Origin of the sequence: Microcoleus sp. T3_B1 (genome assembly GCF_036700445.1) — a bacterium.
GTDB lineage: Bacteria > Cyanobacteriota > Cyanobacteriia > Cyanobacteriales > Microcoleaceae > Microcoleus.
This window is the reverse complement of record NZ_JAUBOX010000039.1, coordinates 12,083-28,731: the sequence shown is the minus strand read 5'-3', so window position 1 is coordinate 28,731 and position 16,649 is coordinate 12,083. Positions and strand designations below refer to the sequence as shown.

The window sequence follows — 16,649 nt, the reverse complement described above, 5'->3', positions numbered from 1 at the left end:
TTTTTTAACTAGCGCAACAATTTTGGATTGGACTTTCTTGACTATCTGATACTACCATTGTTTATTGATGCTTACAATCTTAATGAAGTTTTATGATACCAAGTCCGGGCTTTTTACCCCTTTATTCTTAGTCCCCCTCTGTTGAGACGAAAGTTTTGCTCTTGAACCGTTGCAAGCGCTGAGTCTGATAGGGGTTTTTAACCCGGGCTTGGTAAAAGTAGGCTGACCAAGAATTTCTTGATGGTACAGCCCCCGGATTTATCCGTGGAATCAATCCAAAATCCAAAATCGAAAATCAGAAGAGCCCCCGCATTTATCCGTGGGCTCGCCTCTAAAATCTAAAATCTAAAATCTAAAATCTAAAATCGATTGACGCATCCTACACACAACTGAAAAACCCGGTTTCTCGAAGAAACCGGGTTTATGAATACCCTAAAAGTCGATCAACTGGGAATTGGCAATATTTATTATGCTGCACGCTGAGTTAACAATCCCCAGATGAAAAGTAGAACGATCGCACCGACGACTGCAAAAGCTATGCTGGGTAGGCTAATTACTCCGAAGGATGCTCCCCCGCTCGTCCCCAATAGGACTTGACCTAGATAACCTCCCACTAGCGCGCCCAAAATTCCTAAACCTGTTGTTGCCAGAAAACCGCCGCCTTGAGTTCCCGGATAAATGGCTTTGGCGATCGCACCGGCAATCAGTCCTAAAACGATCCAAGCAATAATTCCCATTTCTCTTTCTCCTGAATACTTAAACTTTTCTCGTCCCTTGTCTTATGTTCTTAGAATAACAACCGCTATCGGGGACTTACCTCTACCGCAGGGAGGAACCGAAAGTGGTAGGATTTCTCATGAATCGTCGGAGTTTGAGGCTGTTTAATATCTCAAAAGAGTTAACCCACTTTTTCGAGGCAAGAAAGGTACTTATGCTCAAAGCAAAAGGGAAATAGGAGAATCTTTTCTGGGATTTTTTGTGTTTTGGTAGTTAAAAAAATTACAATATTTCTGTGAAATGAGGAAAGTTTGCGCCCGATGAATCTGACTCTGTGCATGATTGTGAAGAATGAAGAGGCAACACTGTCGCGGACTTTGGACAGCGTTAAGGGTGTTGTTGACGAAATGGTGGTGGTGGATACGGGATCGGGCGATCGCACCCGTGAAATTGCCAGAGAATCCGGGGCGAGGGTTTATGACTTTGAATGGTGCGACGACTTCGCAGTGGCGCGCAATGAGTGTCTGAAGCACGCCCAGGGCGACTGGATTTTGGTATTAGATGCCGATGAGGTTTTGGTACCGGAGATTCTACCTCAAATAAAGCAGGCCATTGCGAGCGATCGGCTGCTGCTAATCAATCTCATCCGTCAAGAAATCGGTGCCTCTCAATCTCCCTATTCCCTAGTGTCGCGCTTATTTCGCAATCGCCTCGACATCCGCTTTTCTCGCCCTTACCACGCAATGGTAGACGACAGCGTGGCTGAGATTTTGCAGAGGGAACCAAAATGGACAATAGCTTCTCTCCCCGATGTGGCGATTTGGCACTCTGGTTATCAAAAAGATGCGATCGCAGCAAAAGGTAAATTCCAAAAAGCTCAAGCAGCAATGGAACGCTATCTCGCTTATTATCCCAACGATGCTTATGCTTGTAGCAAATTAGGCGCTTTGTATGTAGAAACCGGGCAAATTGGGCGGGGAATTAATTTATTAACCAAAGGCTTGACTGCGGAGACCATTAATGATTCTATTCTTTACGAACTCAACTATCATTTGGGAATTGCTTATCGCCAGCAGCAGCAATTTGTTAAAGCAAAAGAACACTATCAAGCGGCAATTAATACAGATGTGTTCCCGCCGCTAAAGTTGGGCGCTTACAATAATTTGGGCAATTTGCTCAAAGATGAAGGAGATTTGAAGTCTGCTGAAAAAGCTTACAAAGCAGCTTTAAAAATTGACCCTAATTTTGGAACAGGTCACTACAATTTGGGACTGACGCTGAAGGCAGCCGGAAATTTAGCAGATGCGATCGCCTATTACCGACAAGCGATAAAAATCGATCCCGAACACGCGGAAGCTCATCAAAACTTGGCAGTAGCCTTGCTGAAAATTGGCAAAATGCCAGAGAGTTTAGCAGAATTCAAAAGAGCGATCGCCCTTCACGAACAGCGCCGCCCCTTTGAAGCAGAACGCCTGCGCCGGGGACTGCAAGAAATGGGTTTACTTTAAACTTGTTACCAAATAATTTGTAGGGGCAATCCCCCCGTGGTTGCCCCTCTTGTTACCAAATAATTTGTAGGGGCAATCCCCCCGTGGTTGCCCCTCGAACCGGACGGGGTAAGCACGGGGGCATTACCCCTACAAACTGTAAAAATTCCCAGCAAAATCAAGCAATTATCTCTACTTTGCCGCTATCCAAATCGTAGCGGCCCCCAACAACTTTAAGCTTGCCCGCTTTCACTGCTTTAGCTAAAATAGGCGAGGAGGATTGTAACTTATTTACATTCATTTTCACATTAGCTCTGACTGCGTTATCCCAGGCATCGCCTTTTTGACCTTTGGTCGAATCAACTGCAGGTTTAATCGCCGCCACCAAAGTGCTAATGTGACCCGGAACAGCTTTGCCATCTAAAGCTGCTTTGACAGCACCGCAGCGTTCGTGGCCCAGAATTACTAATAGTGGCACGCCTAATTCTAAGGCGGCATATTCTATATTACCGAGAACCACATCGTCTAGAAAATTGCCAGCTACTCGGATATCAAATAAATCCCCCAATCCTTGGTCGAAAATAATTTCGGGAGTAACGCGCGAGTCAGAACAAGCCAGGATGGTTGCAAACGGATGTTGACCCTGGGCTACTTCTACAACTCGCGATCGAGCTTGGTCGGGAAATGTCCGTTTTTGCTGAAGGTAGCGTTGATTACCCGCCATCAATTTCTTAAGAGCACTGTTAGGAGTAATGTCAGTAGGAGTAATGTCAGAGATTGCCTCGGCCTTTGCTGCTTCGGCTTGTAAAAACGCAGGTGCAAAGCTTGCCGCCAGCATCCCTGCACCAGCCCTCAACATTAAATTGCGTCGCGAAATCATGCTTCTACTTTCGCTTTCATTCATTGTTTGTAACTCGGTTCAATTTTTTCTATTTTATACCATAATATCTACCACAAGCTCAGTCAGACTTCTGGGATTTTTCTTTGCAAGCTGCTCCCGCACAATGTAAACTTCAAAAAAGTGGCCCATTTTTATTTCATTCCTATTTTATTTAGTAAAGTCAACGGCGGTCATCCTTCTGCGGACAGGGATGCTAGAATGTATCTAAAACGACTATTTTTTATCAATGGCTCGAAATGTCCTACGTCGCCAGCATTCATATCTATCCGGTCAAGTCCCTTGACGGCATAGCAGTCAGTCAAGCAACTATTCTAGCCAGCGGAGCTCTAGAAGGCGATCGCTCTTTTGCAATCTGCGATGCAGCAGGAGAATTGGTTAGCACTAAGCACAACAGCGGAGTCCGTTTTCTACGGTTATCCTTTGACATCAAAAAGAGAATTGCCGGCCTGAAAATTCAAGGCACCGAACAAGAAATATTTTTTCATGTAGATAGAGAACGCTTGGCAATAGAATCTTGGTTGAGCAACTACTTCGGTTTCCCTGTCAAGTTAATTGAAAACTTGCTGACAGGTTTTCCCGACAATACCGCTGCACCAGGGCCAAGCATTATCAGTACCGAAACAATTGCCGAAGTTGCATCTTGGTTTCCGAGAGTTTGCGTTAACGAGATGCGCCATCGCTTGCGAGCTAATATTGAAATAGGAGATGTCCCGGCTTTTTGGGAAGATCAACTTTTACCACAAGCCGATGAAATTGTTAGGTTGAAAATAGGGACTGTAATATTTGAAGCTATTAATCCCGCTCAGCCATTTATCCTATCTACGCGAAATTATGGGGCGAAAGCAGGCGATCTCAATTTTAAAAATATACTAACAGCCAAGCAGAAGGAAATTATGCCTGACTTGGTAAAAAAAGGGCATTTAAATCACTTTAGTCGGCTGATAGTTAACACGCGACTCGCACCTCAAGCACCAGAAAAAATATTACACATAGGAGACGAAGTTGCCATTCTCCGCGTCAGCAACTCTCTATTGAATACCCTTTCTGATTAGTTGTATGGTACGAATCGGATCAAGCCGGCGGCAACTCCAAAGTAAGTTGACCTAAAACACCAGTTCTAAAATCGTTTAACATCTGCCGCGCCGTTCGTTCGACATCTCCTTTATACCTGTCTTTTGCTACCTCGTGCAGATAATCTTCACCATTACTAGAGGCTGCATCTAATTTATACCTGGATTTGAAACCAGATATTGATATCAAAGTCTCATCAGTCGCCTCCAGCCCTCGCAGCAAATCTACCATAGCTGCTGCTACTACCTGATTGTCGTAAGCTGCTTCGCCAATATCTTCGCAAATAGCTAATTTTATGGCATTTTCTTGATTGTTAATTCGGGTTGGGATCACTCCGGGGGCATCTAATAATTCAATTTCGTCAGAAATGCGAATCCATCGCAGCGATTTAGTTACTCCAGCTCTGCGGGCACTGTCTACCACTCTCCGCCCTAACAGCCGATTAATTAAAGCAGATTTTCCCACATTGGGAAATCCCATTACCACTGCCCGGACTGGACGGGGCAGCATACCTCGATCGAACCTTCTTTTATTTAGCTGCACCCCAGCATTCTGCACCGCATCCGCCACAGCGTCTACTCCGTGACCGTGCTCGGCATTAGTAAAATACGCAGTTTCCCCCTGGGCCTCAAACCATGTTTCCCACGCCTCGCGCGATCGAGGCGTAATCATATCCATGCGGTTGACGACCAATACTCGCGGCTTGCCGCCCACCCAGCTCGGCATTTGGGGGTGATAAGTAGCCAATGGAATGCGGGCATCTCGGACTTCAAGCACCACATCTACCCGCTTTAGCTGTTCTTTTAATGCCCGTTCAGCTTTGGCAATGTGACCGGGATACCAGTGAATTTTCATTAGTTAGTTGACTGTTGACTGTTGACTGTTAACTGTTGACTGTTGACTATTGTTATTGGTTAGTTGTGATTGGTTAGTTGACTGTTGACTGTTGTTATTGGTTAGTTCTTAGTTGTTAGTTCTTGAATGACAACTAACAACTAAGAACAGTCAACTGCCAACAGTCAACTGTCAACTGACAACTGACTAAGGCACAATCAAAACTGCACAAGGAGACAGATTGATTACCCGACTGGTAACGCTGTCAGACGCCCCATCATCGGTTAAACCCATCCCCCGACAGCCCATCACAATCAAATCGGCCCCAATTTCGTCCGCCACATCGCAAATCGTGAAAGCAGGTTTGCCTTCCCGTTCGATGATTTCAGCTTCAATTCCCTGCTGGGAAAACATCGATTGGGCCTCAGAAAGAAGTTTGGCGACTGCTTCGGGGGAAGTCATCACCTCGCGCGCGGGGGCGTCGGCCTCCTCGGCTGGGGGCTCGACTACCGAGAGAATAACTAAGCGAGAACCGTAGGTTTTTACGATATTGACCACCTTTTCGGCAGCTTCGCGGGCTTCTCGGCTTTGATCGACAGGAAATAAGACTGTCTTGAACATACTGCACATCTCCGGGACACGGACTCCGATAAAATGTTTAGGTTAAGCCAATCAGTGCCGTTTGTTCCATCTTCCGTTTTTTGTACGGGCGCGGTTGAATGCGTCCGAGGCCGGGGTGCAAGTTACCAGTGCCGCCATTTCAACGGAATTCGACAAAAACACACATATTAGGAGGTTAATCCTGTGACAAAAAAAACTGTAGCAAATTTATCGGCATCGGACTTATCGGGCAAACGGGTATTGGTGCGGGCGGACTTTAACGTGCCGCTCGACAACGGCAATATCACCGATGATACTCGCATCCGGGCGGCTCTGCCGACAATTCAAGATTTAGCGTCCAAGGGCGCTAAGGTGATTTTGTGCAGCCACTTCGGCCGTCCCAAGGGTGTAACGGAGAAGTTGCGCTTGACGCCGGTTGCTGTGCGCCTGTCGGAATTGTTGGGCAAAGAGGTCAAAAAGACTGACGACTGCATCGGTGATGAAGTCGCTGCTACAGTCGCGGCGATGCAAGATGGCGATGTGCTGTTGCTGGAAAATGTCCGCTTCTACCCAGAGGAGGAGGCAAACGACCCAGAATTTGCTAAGAAGTTAGCTTCTGTGGCCGATTTGTATGTCAATGATGCTTTTGGTACGGCTCACCGGGCTCACGCTTCTACTGAGGGCGTTACTAAGTATCTGAGTCCTTCTGTGGCTGGGTTTTTGATGGAGAAGGAACTGCAATATCTCGGCAGTGCGATCGACAATCCTCAGCGTCCTTTAGCTGCTATAATCGGCGGTTCTAAGGTTTCCAGCAAGATTGGAGTCATTGAAAAACTGCTCGAAAAGTGCGACAAACTGCTGTTGGGCGGTGGCATGGTTTTCACCTTCTACAAAGCTCGCGGCTTGAACGTGGGCAAGTCTTTGGTGGAAGAGGACAAGCTGGAATTGGCTAAGTCTTTGGAAGCTAAGGCGAAGGAACGGGGAGTTACTTTTCTGTTACCTACTGATGTGGTAGTTGCTGACAAGTTTGATGCGGCGGCTAACACTCAAACTGTTCCTGTAGAAAGCATCCCCGACGGTTGGATGGGTTTGGATATCGGCCCGGATTCAGTAAAAACTTTCCAAGATGCTTTGGCCGATTGCAAAACGGTAATCTGGAACGGGCCGATGGGCGTGTTTGAGATGGAGAAGTTTGCTGTAGGAACTGAAGGTATTGCTCATTCTTTGGCTGGACTTACTAAAACTGGTACTACCACAATTATCGGTGGTGGTGACTCGGTGGCGGCTGTGGAACAGTTGAATTTAGGTGAACAAATGAGCCACATTTCTACTGGTGGCGGTGCTAGTTTGGAGTTGCTAGAAGGTAAGGAATTGCCTGGTGTTGCTGCTTTAGATGAAGCTTAATTAAGTTAAGTAGGGCGGGCTTTGCCCGCCTTGCTGGAAGCAGGTCTATATCCTTGGCTGCGAATCATTTTTTTGAAGATTTACCGCAGAGGGCGCAGAGAACGCAGAGCAAGAGGAAAGAGAGAAGGATATGGGTTTAAAGTCTATAGTTTGCTAGTATAATTTGTTTGAAGTAGCAGTGAGGTTTGTTTGTGAAACTTAAACTCTTGGCAACTGTAACGGCAAGTTTAGCTTTGTTTGGGCTGGCAGTTCCGGTTAAGGCTCAAAATCCAGATCATGTTAGGCAATTGCTGGAAACTAAAGAGTGCGAAGGCTGTGACTTGAGAAATGCTGATTTGTTCAAGGCTAGCTTGTACAGAGCTAATTTAAGAGGAGCCGATTTAAGCGGAGCAAATCTCTATGAAGCTAATTTGTTGGAAGCGGATTTAAGTGATGCTAATTTGGCCAATGCTAACTTAGTTAATGCCGAAATGTACGGGGCTGAATTGAATGGTGCTAATCTGCGAAATGCGGATTTGTCTAATGCTTTTTTGGGCCGGGCGAATCTGACGAGTGCGGATTTGCGCGGTGCTAAACTTTTTAATGCGAATCTGGGGGAAGCTTATCTGTTGCAAGCTAATTTGTCGAATGCCGATTTGAGACGTTCGCTGCTGTTTAGAGTTAATTTGAATCGTGCGAATTTAAGCGGAGCGGATATGTCTTTCGCGGATGTGCGGGATACTAATTTGCAGAATGCTATTTTGTCAAATACTAGGCTTCCTCGCGCTCAATTGGCCGGGACAAATATTGATGCGGCGAATAATGTGCGGCAGGCTGATTTGGAACGTGCCAACTTGCGAGGTACGAATTTGGGGCCGGGGGTTTGCGTGAGCACTAATTTTCCTTATTGTGTTTTGAATTTGGAAGAAAAATTTTAGACTCTAGTTCCCAGATTCATCTGTGGAGTAAATCTAAAATCTAAAATCTAAAATCTAAAATCCCCTGGCTGGCGCACCCTAAGTTTAGATCCGAGCTAAGTTTGAGGTGGTTTGTATCCTCTTTCTAGGGCAAATCTCACAAGCTGGGCACGATTATCTAACTGTAATTTGCTGAAAATGCTGCCTAAATGAGCTTGCACAGTCCGGGGGCTAATAAACAGCCGATCGCTAATTTGTTTGTTAGTATAACCCTGGATCACTTCCCAAAAAACTCTTTCCTCGGCTGGTGTTAAAGGCAAAGGTGCAGGTGCTGGCAATACTGCCACCAATGGTGGTTCCACCGCCCTACCGCTAGAAGTTTGAAGCAGTCGGACAATTTCGGCGTGAATGCGGTGAGAGCGCTCTAACTGCGCCTTTACCTTAGCTAAGATTTCTTCAGACTGAAAAGGTTTTACCAGATAATCGTCACCGCCGATCGAATGACCTTCAACTTTTGACTCCAACTCGCCTTGACCCGACAAAAATATAAAGGGGACTAACTGTCCCAAACGGGTAGTTCGCAAACGGCGACAAAACTCAAACCCGTCCATTTCCGGCATCATGACATCTGAAATTACCAAATCTGGGGGGGCATTTTCAAAAATCGAGAGCGCCTCAACCCCTGAATTAGCGCATTCCACCCGATATCCTTGACTTTCCAGGTACATTGCTAAGACTGTTTGACAGTCTGCTTCGTCGTCCACCACTAATATTCTTTCCATGACAGGCTTGCACCAATTCCAGTTGGACAGTTTTTGAAACTGCCAGTCCCAAAGTAGGAACTTAATTGAGTTTACCTCCTGCCACTTGATAAAGGCTCGCAATTTCAAGACGCCACACTTTCTCAAATATTCCAATTAGGGGCGCCTAGCGCCTAAAAGGGGAAGCAGTAGAGCAATATGGGGAACAATACTTTCTTTGATTCGCCTATCATCAAAAGCTACAACTTTTTAGGAGGTAGCGTCAACTTTTATGCAGAAAATAGAACGTAAAAGAAAGAATTTTTTTCTATTATACAGAAATATTGGTGACACTTACACTATTCCTAGACGCGACATTGAAAGGTTTTTAGATTTTTCTGGTTCGGACACAGGTACAAAAGGGACAACGCGACTAGGTGCTGCTGGGGGCGGCGCGAACAAACTAGGGTCGGCAACCAACATACTTTCAATTATCGCTGCTGGTTCGGGGCGACTGAACAGATACCCCTGTATGATATCGCACTGATGTTGTTTCAAAAAATCTAGTTCTGCTTCTGTTTCCACTCCCTCAGCAATTACAGTCATATTCAAACTGTGACCCAGTAAAATTACTGCTGTAGTAATAGCAGCATTTTGAGTATCTTCGTTGGCATTACGGACGAAAATTCGATCGATCTTTAAGCTGTCAAAAGCAAATTGCTTGAGATATCCTAAAGTAGCGTAACCGGTGCCGAAGTCGTCAATAGCAATCCGAATTCCTAGAGCTTTTAGTTCGTTTAAAGTAGCGCCTGCTACTGTCGCATTTTCCACCAAAGCGCTTTCGGTCATTTCTAATTCTAAATTCGCAGGCTCCAAGCCTGTAGTTTCCAATATTTGCACTATTCGCGCCTTGAGTTCCGGGTCGGACAACTGCCGGGCCGACAAGTTTACTGATATTGTAAAGGGCGAAAACCCCGCCGCCAGCCAACTAGCGGCTTGAGCGCAAGCTGAAAGCAGTACCCACTCGCCAATCTGAATAATTAAACCTGTTTCTTCTGCTAAGGGAATAAATTCGCAGGGAGAAATTATACCTCGATCGGGATTTTGCCAGCGCACTAAAGCTTCCGCGCCGATAACTTGGCCGGTAGCAATATTCACCTGCGGCTGATAGTATACCTGAAACTCACCTTGTTCCAAAGCGTGGCGCAGCAAAGCTTCGAGAGCAAACTTTTCAGGAGAGAGGGTTGTAACCTTGGTGGAGTCGTTAACTAAATCTTTGAGTCTGGCTTCTGCTTGGTGAAGCGCGACTGTCAGCGGTTGAGTAATAGTTTGCCGCTTCAAGACGCGAGAAGCAATGGCTCCCAGCAATTCAGCCTTGGTAAACGGCTTTGTCAGGTAATCGTCGGCCCCCAATTCCATCCCCCGACGAAAATCGGTTTTGTCACTTTGAGCCGTGAGGAAAATAAATGGAATTGTTGCAGCTAGCGAGTTTTGCCGCAGCGTCCGCAACACGTCATAACCGTCTAGTTCCGGCATCTGCACGTCGCACAAAATTAAATCCGGTATCTCCGAAAGTGCCATCTGCACCCCAGCTCGACCGTTTTCGGCCGCAATGACCCGGTAGCTGTGAGATTCCAGGAGTTGCAGAAGAGTTTCCCGGATTAATTCGTCGTCTTCAATCACCAAAATTTTGAGCATGATAATTAGATAACAGATGCCACTATATATCTGAACCTGACTAACTCTAGCATACTCAAACTAGCAAATTAATGATTCAGCTAATTAGCCAATAAACCATTAGCCAAATGGCTGAATATTTCCCCTCGGTTGTTAAGTCACAATCAAAGAACTGCCCAAATTGGGAAGATTTCGCTCTCTTTCAAGAGCCGAAAACTGCTGCGCCCGACTCGTTTGATAAACTTTTATTACAAAAGACCCAATATTTCTCATAAAAGAAAATAGCCAAGAGTTTCAATGCGCCGAGGGGGGAAATTACTCAGGCTATCACTTATATAATGTCCGGTTAATTGTTCATAATTAGTCCGTGTTTTTACTGACAATTAGAGTTTTCGCTCAATGGATGAATCAGGACGCTGCGTTCTGATTCATCCAAAAAAGGATACTTGCTTTCAGACAACAGTCCTGGAGAAAGAAAAATTTTAGATTAAGGTTCAACCTGCCAGATTCATCTGTGAAGTAAATCTAACATCTAAAATCGACTAACGGAGAACTTAATTATGGTTCTCTAACCCGAAATCCTATTATCCACGGCCTTAATTTACAGGCTTAGTGGAATTCGCGCAAAACTTTTCATCTACAATTGCAGAAGTGATACTGACAGCGTGCATGGATGATGACGGAATTATCTGGTCTTGCGGAACTACCACGGTCTTTTTACAAACCAGCTCGCTACTGCCTACAGAGGCAAAGTTCCAAGCATAAAATTCGGGAGTGCTGACTGTCGCATTGGCCGGATGTAAACCTAGTGCAGTCACTAATACTAATCCAAAAGTCACTAAAGCTACGATCGCGAATCTCAGCATATTCTTTGTTTGAACAGGAAAACTTACCTGATCGGTATTACCTTATTATTACGCGGGTGGATAGAGAGCGTCAATCGATTTTAGATTTTAGATTTTAGATTTTAGATTTTAGAGGCGACCCCACGGATAAATTCGGGGGCTCCTTTATCGGATACAGGTTTTTTATTTCTGGACGGATGAATGCGGGGGCTTGTATCCTGGATGCTTGATTGTCAATAGCAGTTATTCGGCGGTCAGATTCAACTGGTAAGCGATCGGCTCAGATGCTTGAGAAACTACCACGAATTCATAAAAACCCGTATCATCCAGCAATCCAGACCAACTAAGCCCCTCTGCATCTTCCAGCAAAGCTCGCGCGCCCTTTGTCCGCCCCGGAGTATAAATTGACAGTAGAGTAGATTTGCGCGGTGCTTGCAAATTCACGCGCAAAGTTTGATTGAGAGCGAACCTGGCAATGTAAGCTTTCCCTTCTCCGGGTTTGAGATTGCCTGTGAGGCGTTTGCTGTTCGATAGGCGGTCAAATTCAACGCTTTCGACAGTTGCTCCAGCTTGTAAGGCTTCGAGTTCGTCGGCGGTAATTGCTTGCCAAATTTGTCCGATCGGCAAACCGATGATATTGCGATCGCGCGGCTGTTGTGGAAACCAATAAAAAAACCTAGCATCAGCCAAATCGTACAAAGCCCGACTGCTCAAATTCAGCTTGTTAACCTCAGTTTTCCAGCGATCGATATCAGTGGTGTCGTAAGTGCCCAACCGCGCTCTAGCGTCGCTGCTGAGATTTTCCAGCTTGTCGAGCAACTCGTCGCCGATTTTCTGCCACCTTTCGCGCCATTGGCGATCTTCCTCGCCTTCTTTTAACAATCGTCCCCCCAATTCCGGGTATTTGGCATAGAAAGTCTCGTCCACAAGGTTGACGTAACCGTTATAAAATCGATCGTCAATTTTGAGCTTGACAAAGCGATCTTGCAAAGCATCTTCTTGCTGCTGCTTCGGGCTTGAAGGCTGGGGAACTTTCTGCACTTTTGATTGCAGATTTAACAAAGAATTGCCCGCAAACCAGCCAACTCCCCCCATACTTGAGAGCACCGCCACCACGAACAAAACCATTTTCCAAGCAGGCATCTTTTGCTGATGGCCAATAGCAGCAACTCGCACCGGAGTTCCCGGCAGTTTTGGCGTGGGGGCGGGTACGGGTATAGGCGAGAGATCCGGCGGCTGCGTGGGCGCAAAATACCCTGGCTGCGGGGCTGGCGGCAAAGGCTGTAAAGGCGGATTGCCGGAGAGAGCGAGCATTACCTCGCGAGCCGAGGAGTAACGCTGGCTCGGCTGTTGAGCAAGCATTTTATCCAGCACCAGGGACAAATTCGGAGACAGAGAACATTCCGCCCGCCAGTTCCAATTCAGCGTCTGGCTGTCGAGCAACTGATGGGGTTCCTTCCCCGTCAGCAACACCAAAACCGTGGCCGCCAGAGCGTACAAATCGCTGTGGGGAGAGACGATGCCCATCTGCATCTGTTCGACGGGAGCATAGCCGAGCTTGCCGATGCGAGTCGCGGGGGCGGGAGTGCCGTTAGCCTCAGCGAAAAGAGACTCTACGGTGGCGGCGACTTGTTTTACTCCGCCAAAGTCGATGAGCACGGGCATCCCGTCAGAACTCCGCAGAATCAGGTTGTCCGGGGAGATGTCGCGGTGAATCACTCCCAAAGAGTGAATGTATTCGAGCAGGGGCAAAATCTGCAGCAGCAATTGATTGATTTCTGCTTCTATGAACCGCAAACCCTGACGCTTGCGGGCGTCGAGCAGAAAGCGGTAGGTTTGGCCGGGCACGTAGTCTTGGACGAGAAATAGGTAGCCTCGATCGCTGATACTGACGCGGAAGAGTTCGCGAAAGCGCGGGATTTGATTGTGTTGCAGCTTGTAGAGCACTCCCGCTTCCCGCTCGAACAGTTCCTCGGATTTTTGTAAAGCGTAACTTCCGTGTACTTGGGGCGCAAATTCTTTTAAAACGCAGGGTTCGTTAAATCGGTGGGCGTCTTCAGCGAGGTAGGTGCGCCCGAAGCCTCCGTGTCCCAATTCGCGGACGATTCGGTAGTGGTTGTTGAGAGTTATGCCGGGGTAGATGGGATTGTTCATGGGAACTTGCTGCGTCGGATTTTCACGCTTGACTGAGACTGGGAGTTTTGGGCGATCGCTGAATTAATCTTGCCATAGTGTGTGAGTGTTTATTTTTTCGTGGGGGTTGGGGGAGTAGGGGGTGAGCTATAAGACCCACACCATAATCTCTGATTTGATGTGGGATACATGGACTCCCCCAAGTTAATTTTATGGGACTCGATATCCCTTAAATTAACATTTAACGCTACACGACTCACCAGTAAACACTTTATAATACTGGAATGCTGACACTTACACACCGCTACCGAATCTATCCAGACTCCGCTCAAGAGCAACAACTCATTGAGTGGATGGAAATCTGTCGAGGCGCATTTAACTATGCACTGAGAGAGATAAAAGATTGGTGTGACAGTCGTAAGTGTCCGATTGACAGATGCTCTCTGGAGAAAGAGTACATCATTTCTTCGGAGCTGAAGTTCCCAGGCGAAATTCAACAGCTTAACAACTTGCCGAAAGCTAAGAAAGAATTTCCCAAGTTGAGTGAGGTTCCTTCTCAAGTTCTCCAGCAAGCTATTAAGCAGTTGCATAGAGGGTGGGAATATTTCCAGGAGAGAGGGTTCGGCTTCCCCAGATTCAAGAAGTATGGGCAGTTTAAGTCGTTGCTGTTTCCTCAATTTAAAGAGAATCCGGTGACGAATTTGCACATTAAACTGCCCAAGACTGGGGCGATTCCCATCAACTTGCATCGACCTATCCCGACAGGGTTTGTGGTCAAACAAGTGCGAATCTTGAGGAAAGCCGATAAATGGTACGCATCTATTTCGCTGCAATGTGATGTCAACGTTCCCGACCCAACACCCTACGGTCATCCCATTGGAGTTGATATTGGGTTGGAGAAATTTTTGGCAACAAGTGACGGTGTTCTTGTAAAACCGCCAAAGTTCTTTAAAAGTCTGCAAGGTAGGCTGAAAGTGCTGCAACGCAGACTGAAGAGAAAAAGTAAGCGGTCTAAAAACTACGAAAAACAACGCCTTAAAGTTGCCCGACTTCACCATCAAATTGACAACACGAGGAAAGACTTCCACTTCAAGCAAGCCCATGCCCTTTGTGATGTTGGTGATATGGTTTTCATGGAAGACTTGGATTACCGCATCAGTGCCAAAGGGATGTTTGGGAAGCATATGCTTGACGCTGCTTTTGGACAATTCAGAACCATCGTTAAGTATGTGTGCTGGAAGCGTGGGAAATTCTTTGCCGAAGTTGATGCTAGAGGGACTTCTCAAGAATGTCCTGAGTGTGGCGGGTTCGTCAAAAAAGACCTGAGTGTTAGAGTTCATAGCTGTCCTCACTGTGGATACACAACGAATAGAGATGTGGCAGCAGGTCAGAATATTAGAAACCGAGGAATATGCCTCATTAGTACCGTTGGACAGACGGGAATCGAAAGCGCCTGTGCAGCCGATCTACCGGGGACTGAGGCAACTCAGTCTAGGCAAGTGGCGAAATCTCGCAAGAAAGCAACCAGGAAACCTAGGAAGTGATTCTTGGGAAGCCTACACCATAATCTTTGATTTGGTGCAGGAGGATGTCACTGTGAAAACAGCGGTTTCGTGCTATGGAAGTTTATCTACTGCGCCATTTTTTCGATCGACCTCAAAATGTGTTCAAATTTTTAGCGTCCAGCCCAATGTGCGATCGGGTGTTAGCGCTACTAATTGAATTTTGAGCGATCGAGGTGCAAAATACCCATTTTAAGGAGCAAATCATGCAGCCAGAACAGCGTCAGCGAGCAATTGGGGCGTTTGAAGAGTTTTTGAGGGCGCCGCTTGAGGAACGATTGCAACACCAGCAGAATCGAGTTGCCGAATCCGGGGCGATCGCGCTTTTTCAAAAAGTCGCTGCCACAGTACCAGCTTACCAGACTTTCCTAGCTGAACTTAACATCAATCCCGCCTCAATTCAAACCTTTGAAGACTTCCAAAAATTGCCGCTAATTACCAAAGAGAATTATTTACGCTGTCACCCGCTACCTCAGTTGTGCTACCAGGGCAAATTAGAAACTTGCGATTTCATTGCTGTTTCATCTGGTTCGACAGGAAACCCGACCTTTTGGCCGCGTTTTATCAGCGACGAGTTGCAAATTGCTGCTCGTTTTGAACAAATATTTCACGACAGTTTTTACGCCGACACTCGCTCAACTTTAGCTGTGATTTGCTTTGCGTTGGGAACTTGGGTAGGCGGAATGTACACGGCAAATTGCTGCCGCTATCTAGCGAGTAAGGGCTATCCCGTTACAGTTGTGACGCCTGGGAATAATAAGACTGAAATATTTCGAGTTGTGCAGGAACTGGGGGAGCATTTTGAGCAAGTAGTTTTGTTGGGATATCCGCCGTTTATCAAGGATGTGATTGATAGCGGAATTGCTGGGGGTGTGGAGTGGCAAAAATATCGAATTAAGATGGTGTTTGCGGGGGAAGTGTTTAGCGAGGAATGGCGGAGTTTGGTGAGCGATCGCACTAATTCTGACAATCTATATTACAACTCTGCGAGCCTTTACGGTACTGCGGATGCGGGCGTTTTAGGCAACGAGACACCGCTGAGCATTTGCATCCGTCGCTTTTTAGCAAACAATCCCGAAGCAGCACGAAATTTATTCGGGGAATCACGGTTGCCAACGCTGGTGCAGTACGATCCGAAAAGCCGCTTTTTTGAAGTGAATAATGACGGCACCCTGTTATTTTCGGGCGACAACGGTATCCCGCTAATACGCTATCACATCTCCGATAATGGCGGTTTAATTTCTTACGAAGCAATGCTCAATTTTTTGGCTGAATGGGGATTTAACCCTGTGGCAAGTTTGCAGCAAGCAGCCGGTATGAAAGTTTCTGATTTCCCCAGAGGAATTCGCTGCTTGCCCTTTGTCTATGTATTTGGGCGATCCTCTTCGATGGCTTCGCTAACGCACTTTACCGTTTCCTACTTCGGTGCTAACATTTACCCGGAAAATGTCACCGTAGGTTTAGAAGTTCCCACCATCCGGGAATGGGTGACGGGAAAATTTGTGCTGCAAGTCAAGGAGGATTCGGATCAAAATCGGTTTTTATCGGTGGTTGTGGAATTAGCAGCGGGTGTGGAGGGCGACGAGGAGATGAAACAGGCGATCGCATCTTCAATTCTCGCGCAATTGCGGCGGCTTAACAGCGAATTTGCTAATTATGTGCCGCCCGAATATCAGTTACCTGTGGTGACATTAACGGAGACGGGTGATGCGGAGTATTTTCCGATTGGGGTGAAGCACAGATACACGCGGCAATAAGTAGTTTGAATAGATGATTTATCAG

General features: G+C 46.6%; 14 protein-coding genes. 6 read left to right on the top strand and 8 right to left on the bottom strand.

The features are described from left to right. Nucleotides 1–467: 467 nt before the first annotated feature. On the bottom strand, nt 468–737 hold the full coding sequence (locus QT990_RS20480) for a GlsB/YeaQ/YmgE family stress response membrane protein (RefSeq protein WP_333144671.1): 270 nt from the start codon (nt 735–737) through the stop codon (nt 468–470). A gap of 300 nt (nt 738–1,037) precedes the next feature. On the opposite strand from QT990_RS20480, the gene QT990_RS20475 reads away from it, so the two are divergent. Next, nucleotides 1,038–2,225, top strand: coding sequence for a tetratricopeptide repeat protein (locus QT990_RS20475; protein WP_333279856.1), 1,188 nt, complete (start codon nt 1,038–1,040; stop codon nt 2,223–2,225). A gap of 157 nt (nt 2,226–2,382) precedes the next feature. On the opposite strand, the gene QT990_RS20470 is transcribed toward QT990_RS20475, so the two are convergent. Then, nucleotides 2,383–3,108 carry a carbonic anhydrase gene (locus QT990_RS20470; protein ID WP_333409483.1) on the bottom strand — a complete coding sequence of 242 codons (726 nt, stop codon included), beginning with the start codon at nt 3,106–3,108 and terminating at the stop codon, nt 2,383–2,385. Between the two features lie 233 nt (nt 3,109–3,341). Between QT990_RS20470 and QT990_RS20465 the strand changes: the two genes are divergently transcribed. Then, on the top strand, nt 3,342–4,157 hold the full coding sequence (locus QT990_RS20465; protein WP_333409484.1) for an MOSC N-terminal beta barrel domain-containing protein: 816 nt from the start codon (nt 3,342–3,344) through the stop codon (nt 4,155–4,157). 19 nt (nt 4,158–4,176) lie between these two features. On the opposite strand, the gene ylqF is transcribed toward QT990_RS20465, so the two are convergent. Both ylqF and QT990_RS20455 read right to left on the bottom strand, forming a co-directional pair. Then, nucleotides 4,177–5,031: a ribosome biogenesis GTPase YlqF gene (ylqF, locus tag QT990_RS20460; protein ID WP_333144675.1), complete on the bottom strand. Its 855-nt coding sequence runs from the start codon at nt 5,029–5,031 to the stop codon at nt 4,177–4,179. Nucleotides 5,032–5,217: 186 nt separating this feature from the next. After that, the gene (locus QT990_RS20455) at nt 5,218–5,631 is read right to left on the bottom strand and encodes a universal stress protein (RefSeq protein WP_333144676.1); all 414 of its coding nucleotides are present in this window, start codon (nt 5,629–5,631) and stop codon (nt 5,218–5,220) included. Between the two features lie 183 nt (nt 5,632–5,814). On the opposite strand from QT990_RS20455, the gene QT990_RS20450 reads away from it, so the two are divergent. Together QT990_RS20450 and QT990_RS20445 are read left to right on the top strand one after the other, a co-directional pair. Further along, on the top strand, nt 5,815–7,014 hold the full coding sequence (locus QT990_RS20450) for a phosphoglycerate kinase (protein WP_333144677.1): 1,200 nt from the start codon (nt 5,815–5,817) through the stop codon (nt 7,012–7,014). Between the two features lie 191 nt (nt 7,015–7,205). Continuing rightward, the gene (locus QT990_RS20445; RefSeq protein ID WP_333107284.1) at nt 7,206–7,931 is read left to right on the top strand and encodes a pentapeptide repeat-containing protein; all 726 of its coding nucleotides are present in this window, start codon (nt 7,206–7,208) and stop codon (nt 7,929–7,931) included. Nucleotides 7,932–8,026: 95 nt separating this feature from the next. Here the strand turns inward: QT990_RS20445 and QT990_RS20440 are convergent, their stop codons facing one another. The 4 genes from QT990_RS20440 to QT990_RS20425 form a co-directional block, all read right to left on the bottom strand. After that, on the bottom strand, nt 8,027–8,692 hold the full coding sequence (locus tag QT990_RS20440) for a response regulator (protein ID WP_333144678.1): 666 nt from the start codon (nt 8,690–8,692) through the stop codon (nt 8,027–8,029). A gap of 312 nt (nt 8,693–9,004) precedes the next feature. Continuing rightward, entirely contained in the window at nt 9,005–10,348 is a 1,344-nt protein-coding gene (locus QT990_RS20435) for an EAL domain-containing response regulator (protein ID WP_333144679.1), read from the bottom strand. 575 nt (nt 10,349–10,923) lie between these two features. After that, nucleotides 10,924–11,193 (bottom strand): hypothetical protein, encoded by a 270-nt coding sequence (locus QT990_RS20430; RefSeq protein ID WP_333144680.1) that lies wholly within the window; start codon nt 11,191–11,193, stop codon nt 10,924–10,926. A gap of 222 nt (nt 11,194–11,415) precedes the next feature. Continuing rightward, nucleotides 11,416–13,326, bottom strand: a complete 1,911-nt coding sequence (locus QT990_RS20425; RefSeq protein WP_333144681.1) for a serine/threonine-protein kinase — start codon at nt 13,324–13,326, stop codon at nt 11,416–11,418. 263 nt (nt 13,327–13,589) lie between these two features. Between QT990_RS20425 and QT990_RS20420 the strand changes: the two genes are divergently transcribed. Together QT990_RS20420 and QT990_RS20415 are read left to right on the top strand one after the other, a co-directional pair. Beyond that, a complete protein-coding gene (locus QT990_RS20420) occupies nt 13,590–14,849 on the top strand; it encodes a transposase (protein ID WP_333144682.1) in 1,260 nt (419 codons plus the stop codon). A gap of 224 nt (nt 14,850–15,073) precedes the next feature. Further along, complete coding sequence (locus QT990_RS20415; RefSeq protein ID WP_333144683.1) at nt 15,074–16,624, top strand: phenylacetate--CoA ligase family protein; 1,551 nt, start codon at nt 15,074–15,076, stop codon at nt 16,622–16,624. Nucleotides 16,625–16,649: the final 25 nt, after the last annotated feature.

Coding starts and splice junctions, on each gene's coding strand:
- QT990_RS20420 (WP_333144682.1), top strand. CDS start 13,590: ATGCTGACACTTACACACCGCTACCGAATCTATCCAGACTCCGCTCAA.
- QT990_RS20465 (WP_333409484.1), top strand. CDS start 3,342: ATGTCCTACGTCGCCAGCATTCATATCTATCCGGTCAAGTCCCTTGAC.
- QT990_RS20455 (WP_333144676.1), bottom strand. CDS start 5,631: ATGTTCAAGACAGTCTTATTTCCTGTCGATCAAAGCCGAGAAGCCCGC.
- QT990_RS20440 (WP_333144678.1), bottom strand. CDS start 8,692: ATGGAAAGAATATTAGTGGTGGACGACGAAGCAGACTGTCAAACAGTC.
- QT990_RS20475 (WP_333279856.1), top strand. CDS start 1,038: ATGAATCTGACTCTGTGCATGATTGTGAAGAATGAAGAGGCAACACTG.
- QT990_RS20425 (WP_333144681.1), bottom strand. CDS start 13,326: ATGAACAATCCCATCTACCCCGGCATAACTCTCAACAACCACTACCGA.
- QT990_RS20415 (WP_333144683.1), top strand. CDS start 15,074: ATGCAGCCAGAACAGCGTCAGCGAGCAATTGGGGCGTTTGAAGAGTTT.
- QT990_RS20480 (WP_333144671.1), bottom strand. CDS start 737: ATGGGAATTATTGCTTGGATCGTTTTAGGACTGATTGCCGGTGCGATC.
- QT990_RS20435 (WP_333144679.1), bottom strand. CDS start 10,348: ATGCTCAAAATTTTGGTGATTGAAGACGACGAATTAATCCGGGAAACT.
- QT990_RS20470 (WP_333409483.1), bottom strand. CDS start 3,108: ATGAATGAAAGCGAAAGTAGAAGCATGATTTCGCGACGCAATTTAATG.
- QT990_RS20430 (WP_333144680.1), bottom strand. CDS start 11,193: ATGCTGAGATTCGCGATCGTAGCTTTAGTGACTTTTGGATTAGTATTA.
- ylqF (WP_333144675.1), bottom strand. CDS start 5,031: ATGAAAATTCACTGGTATCCCGGTCACATTGCCAAAGCTGAACGGGCA.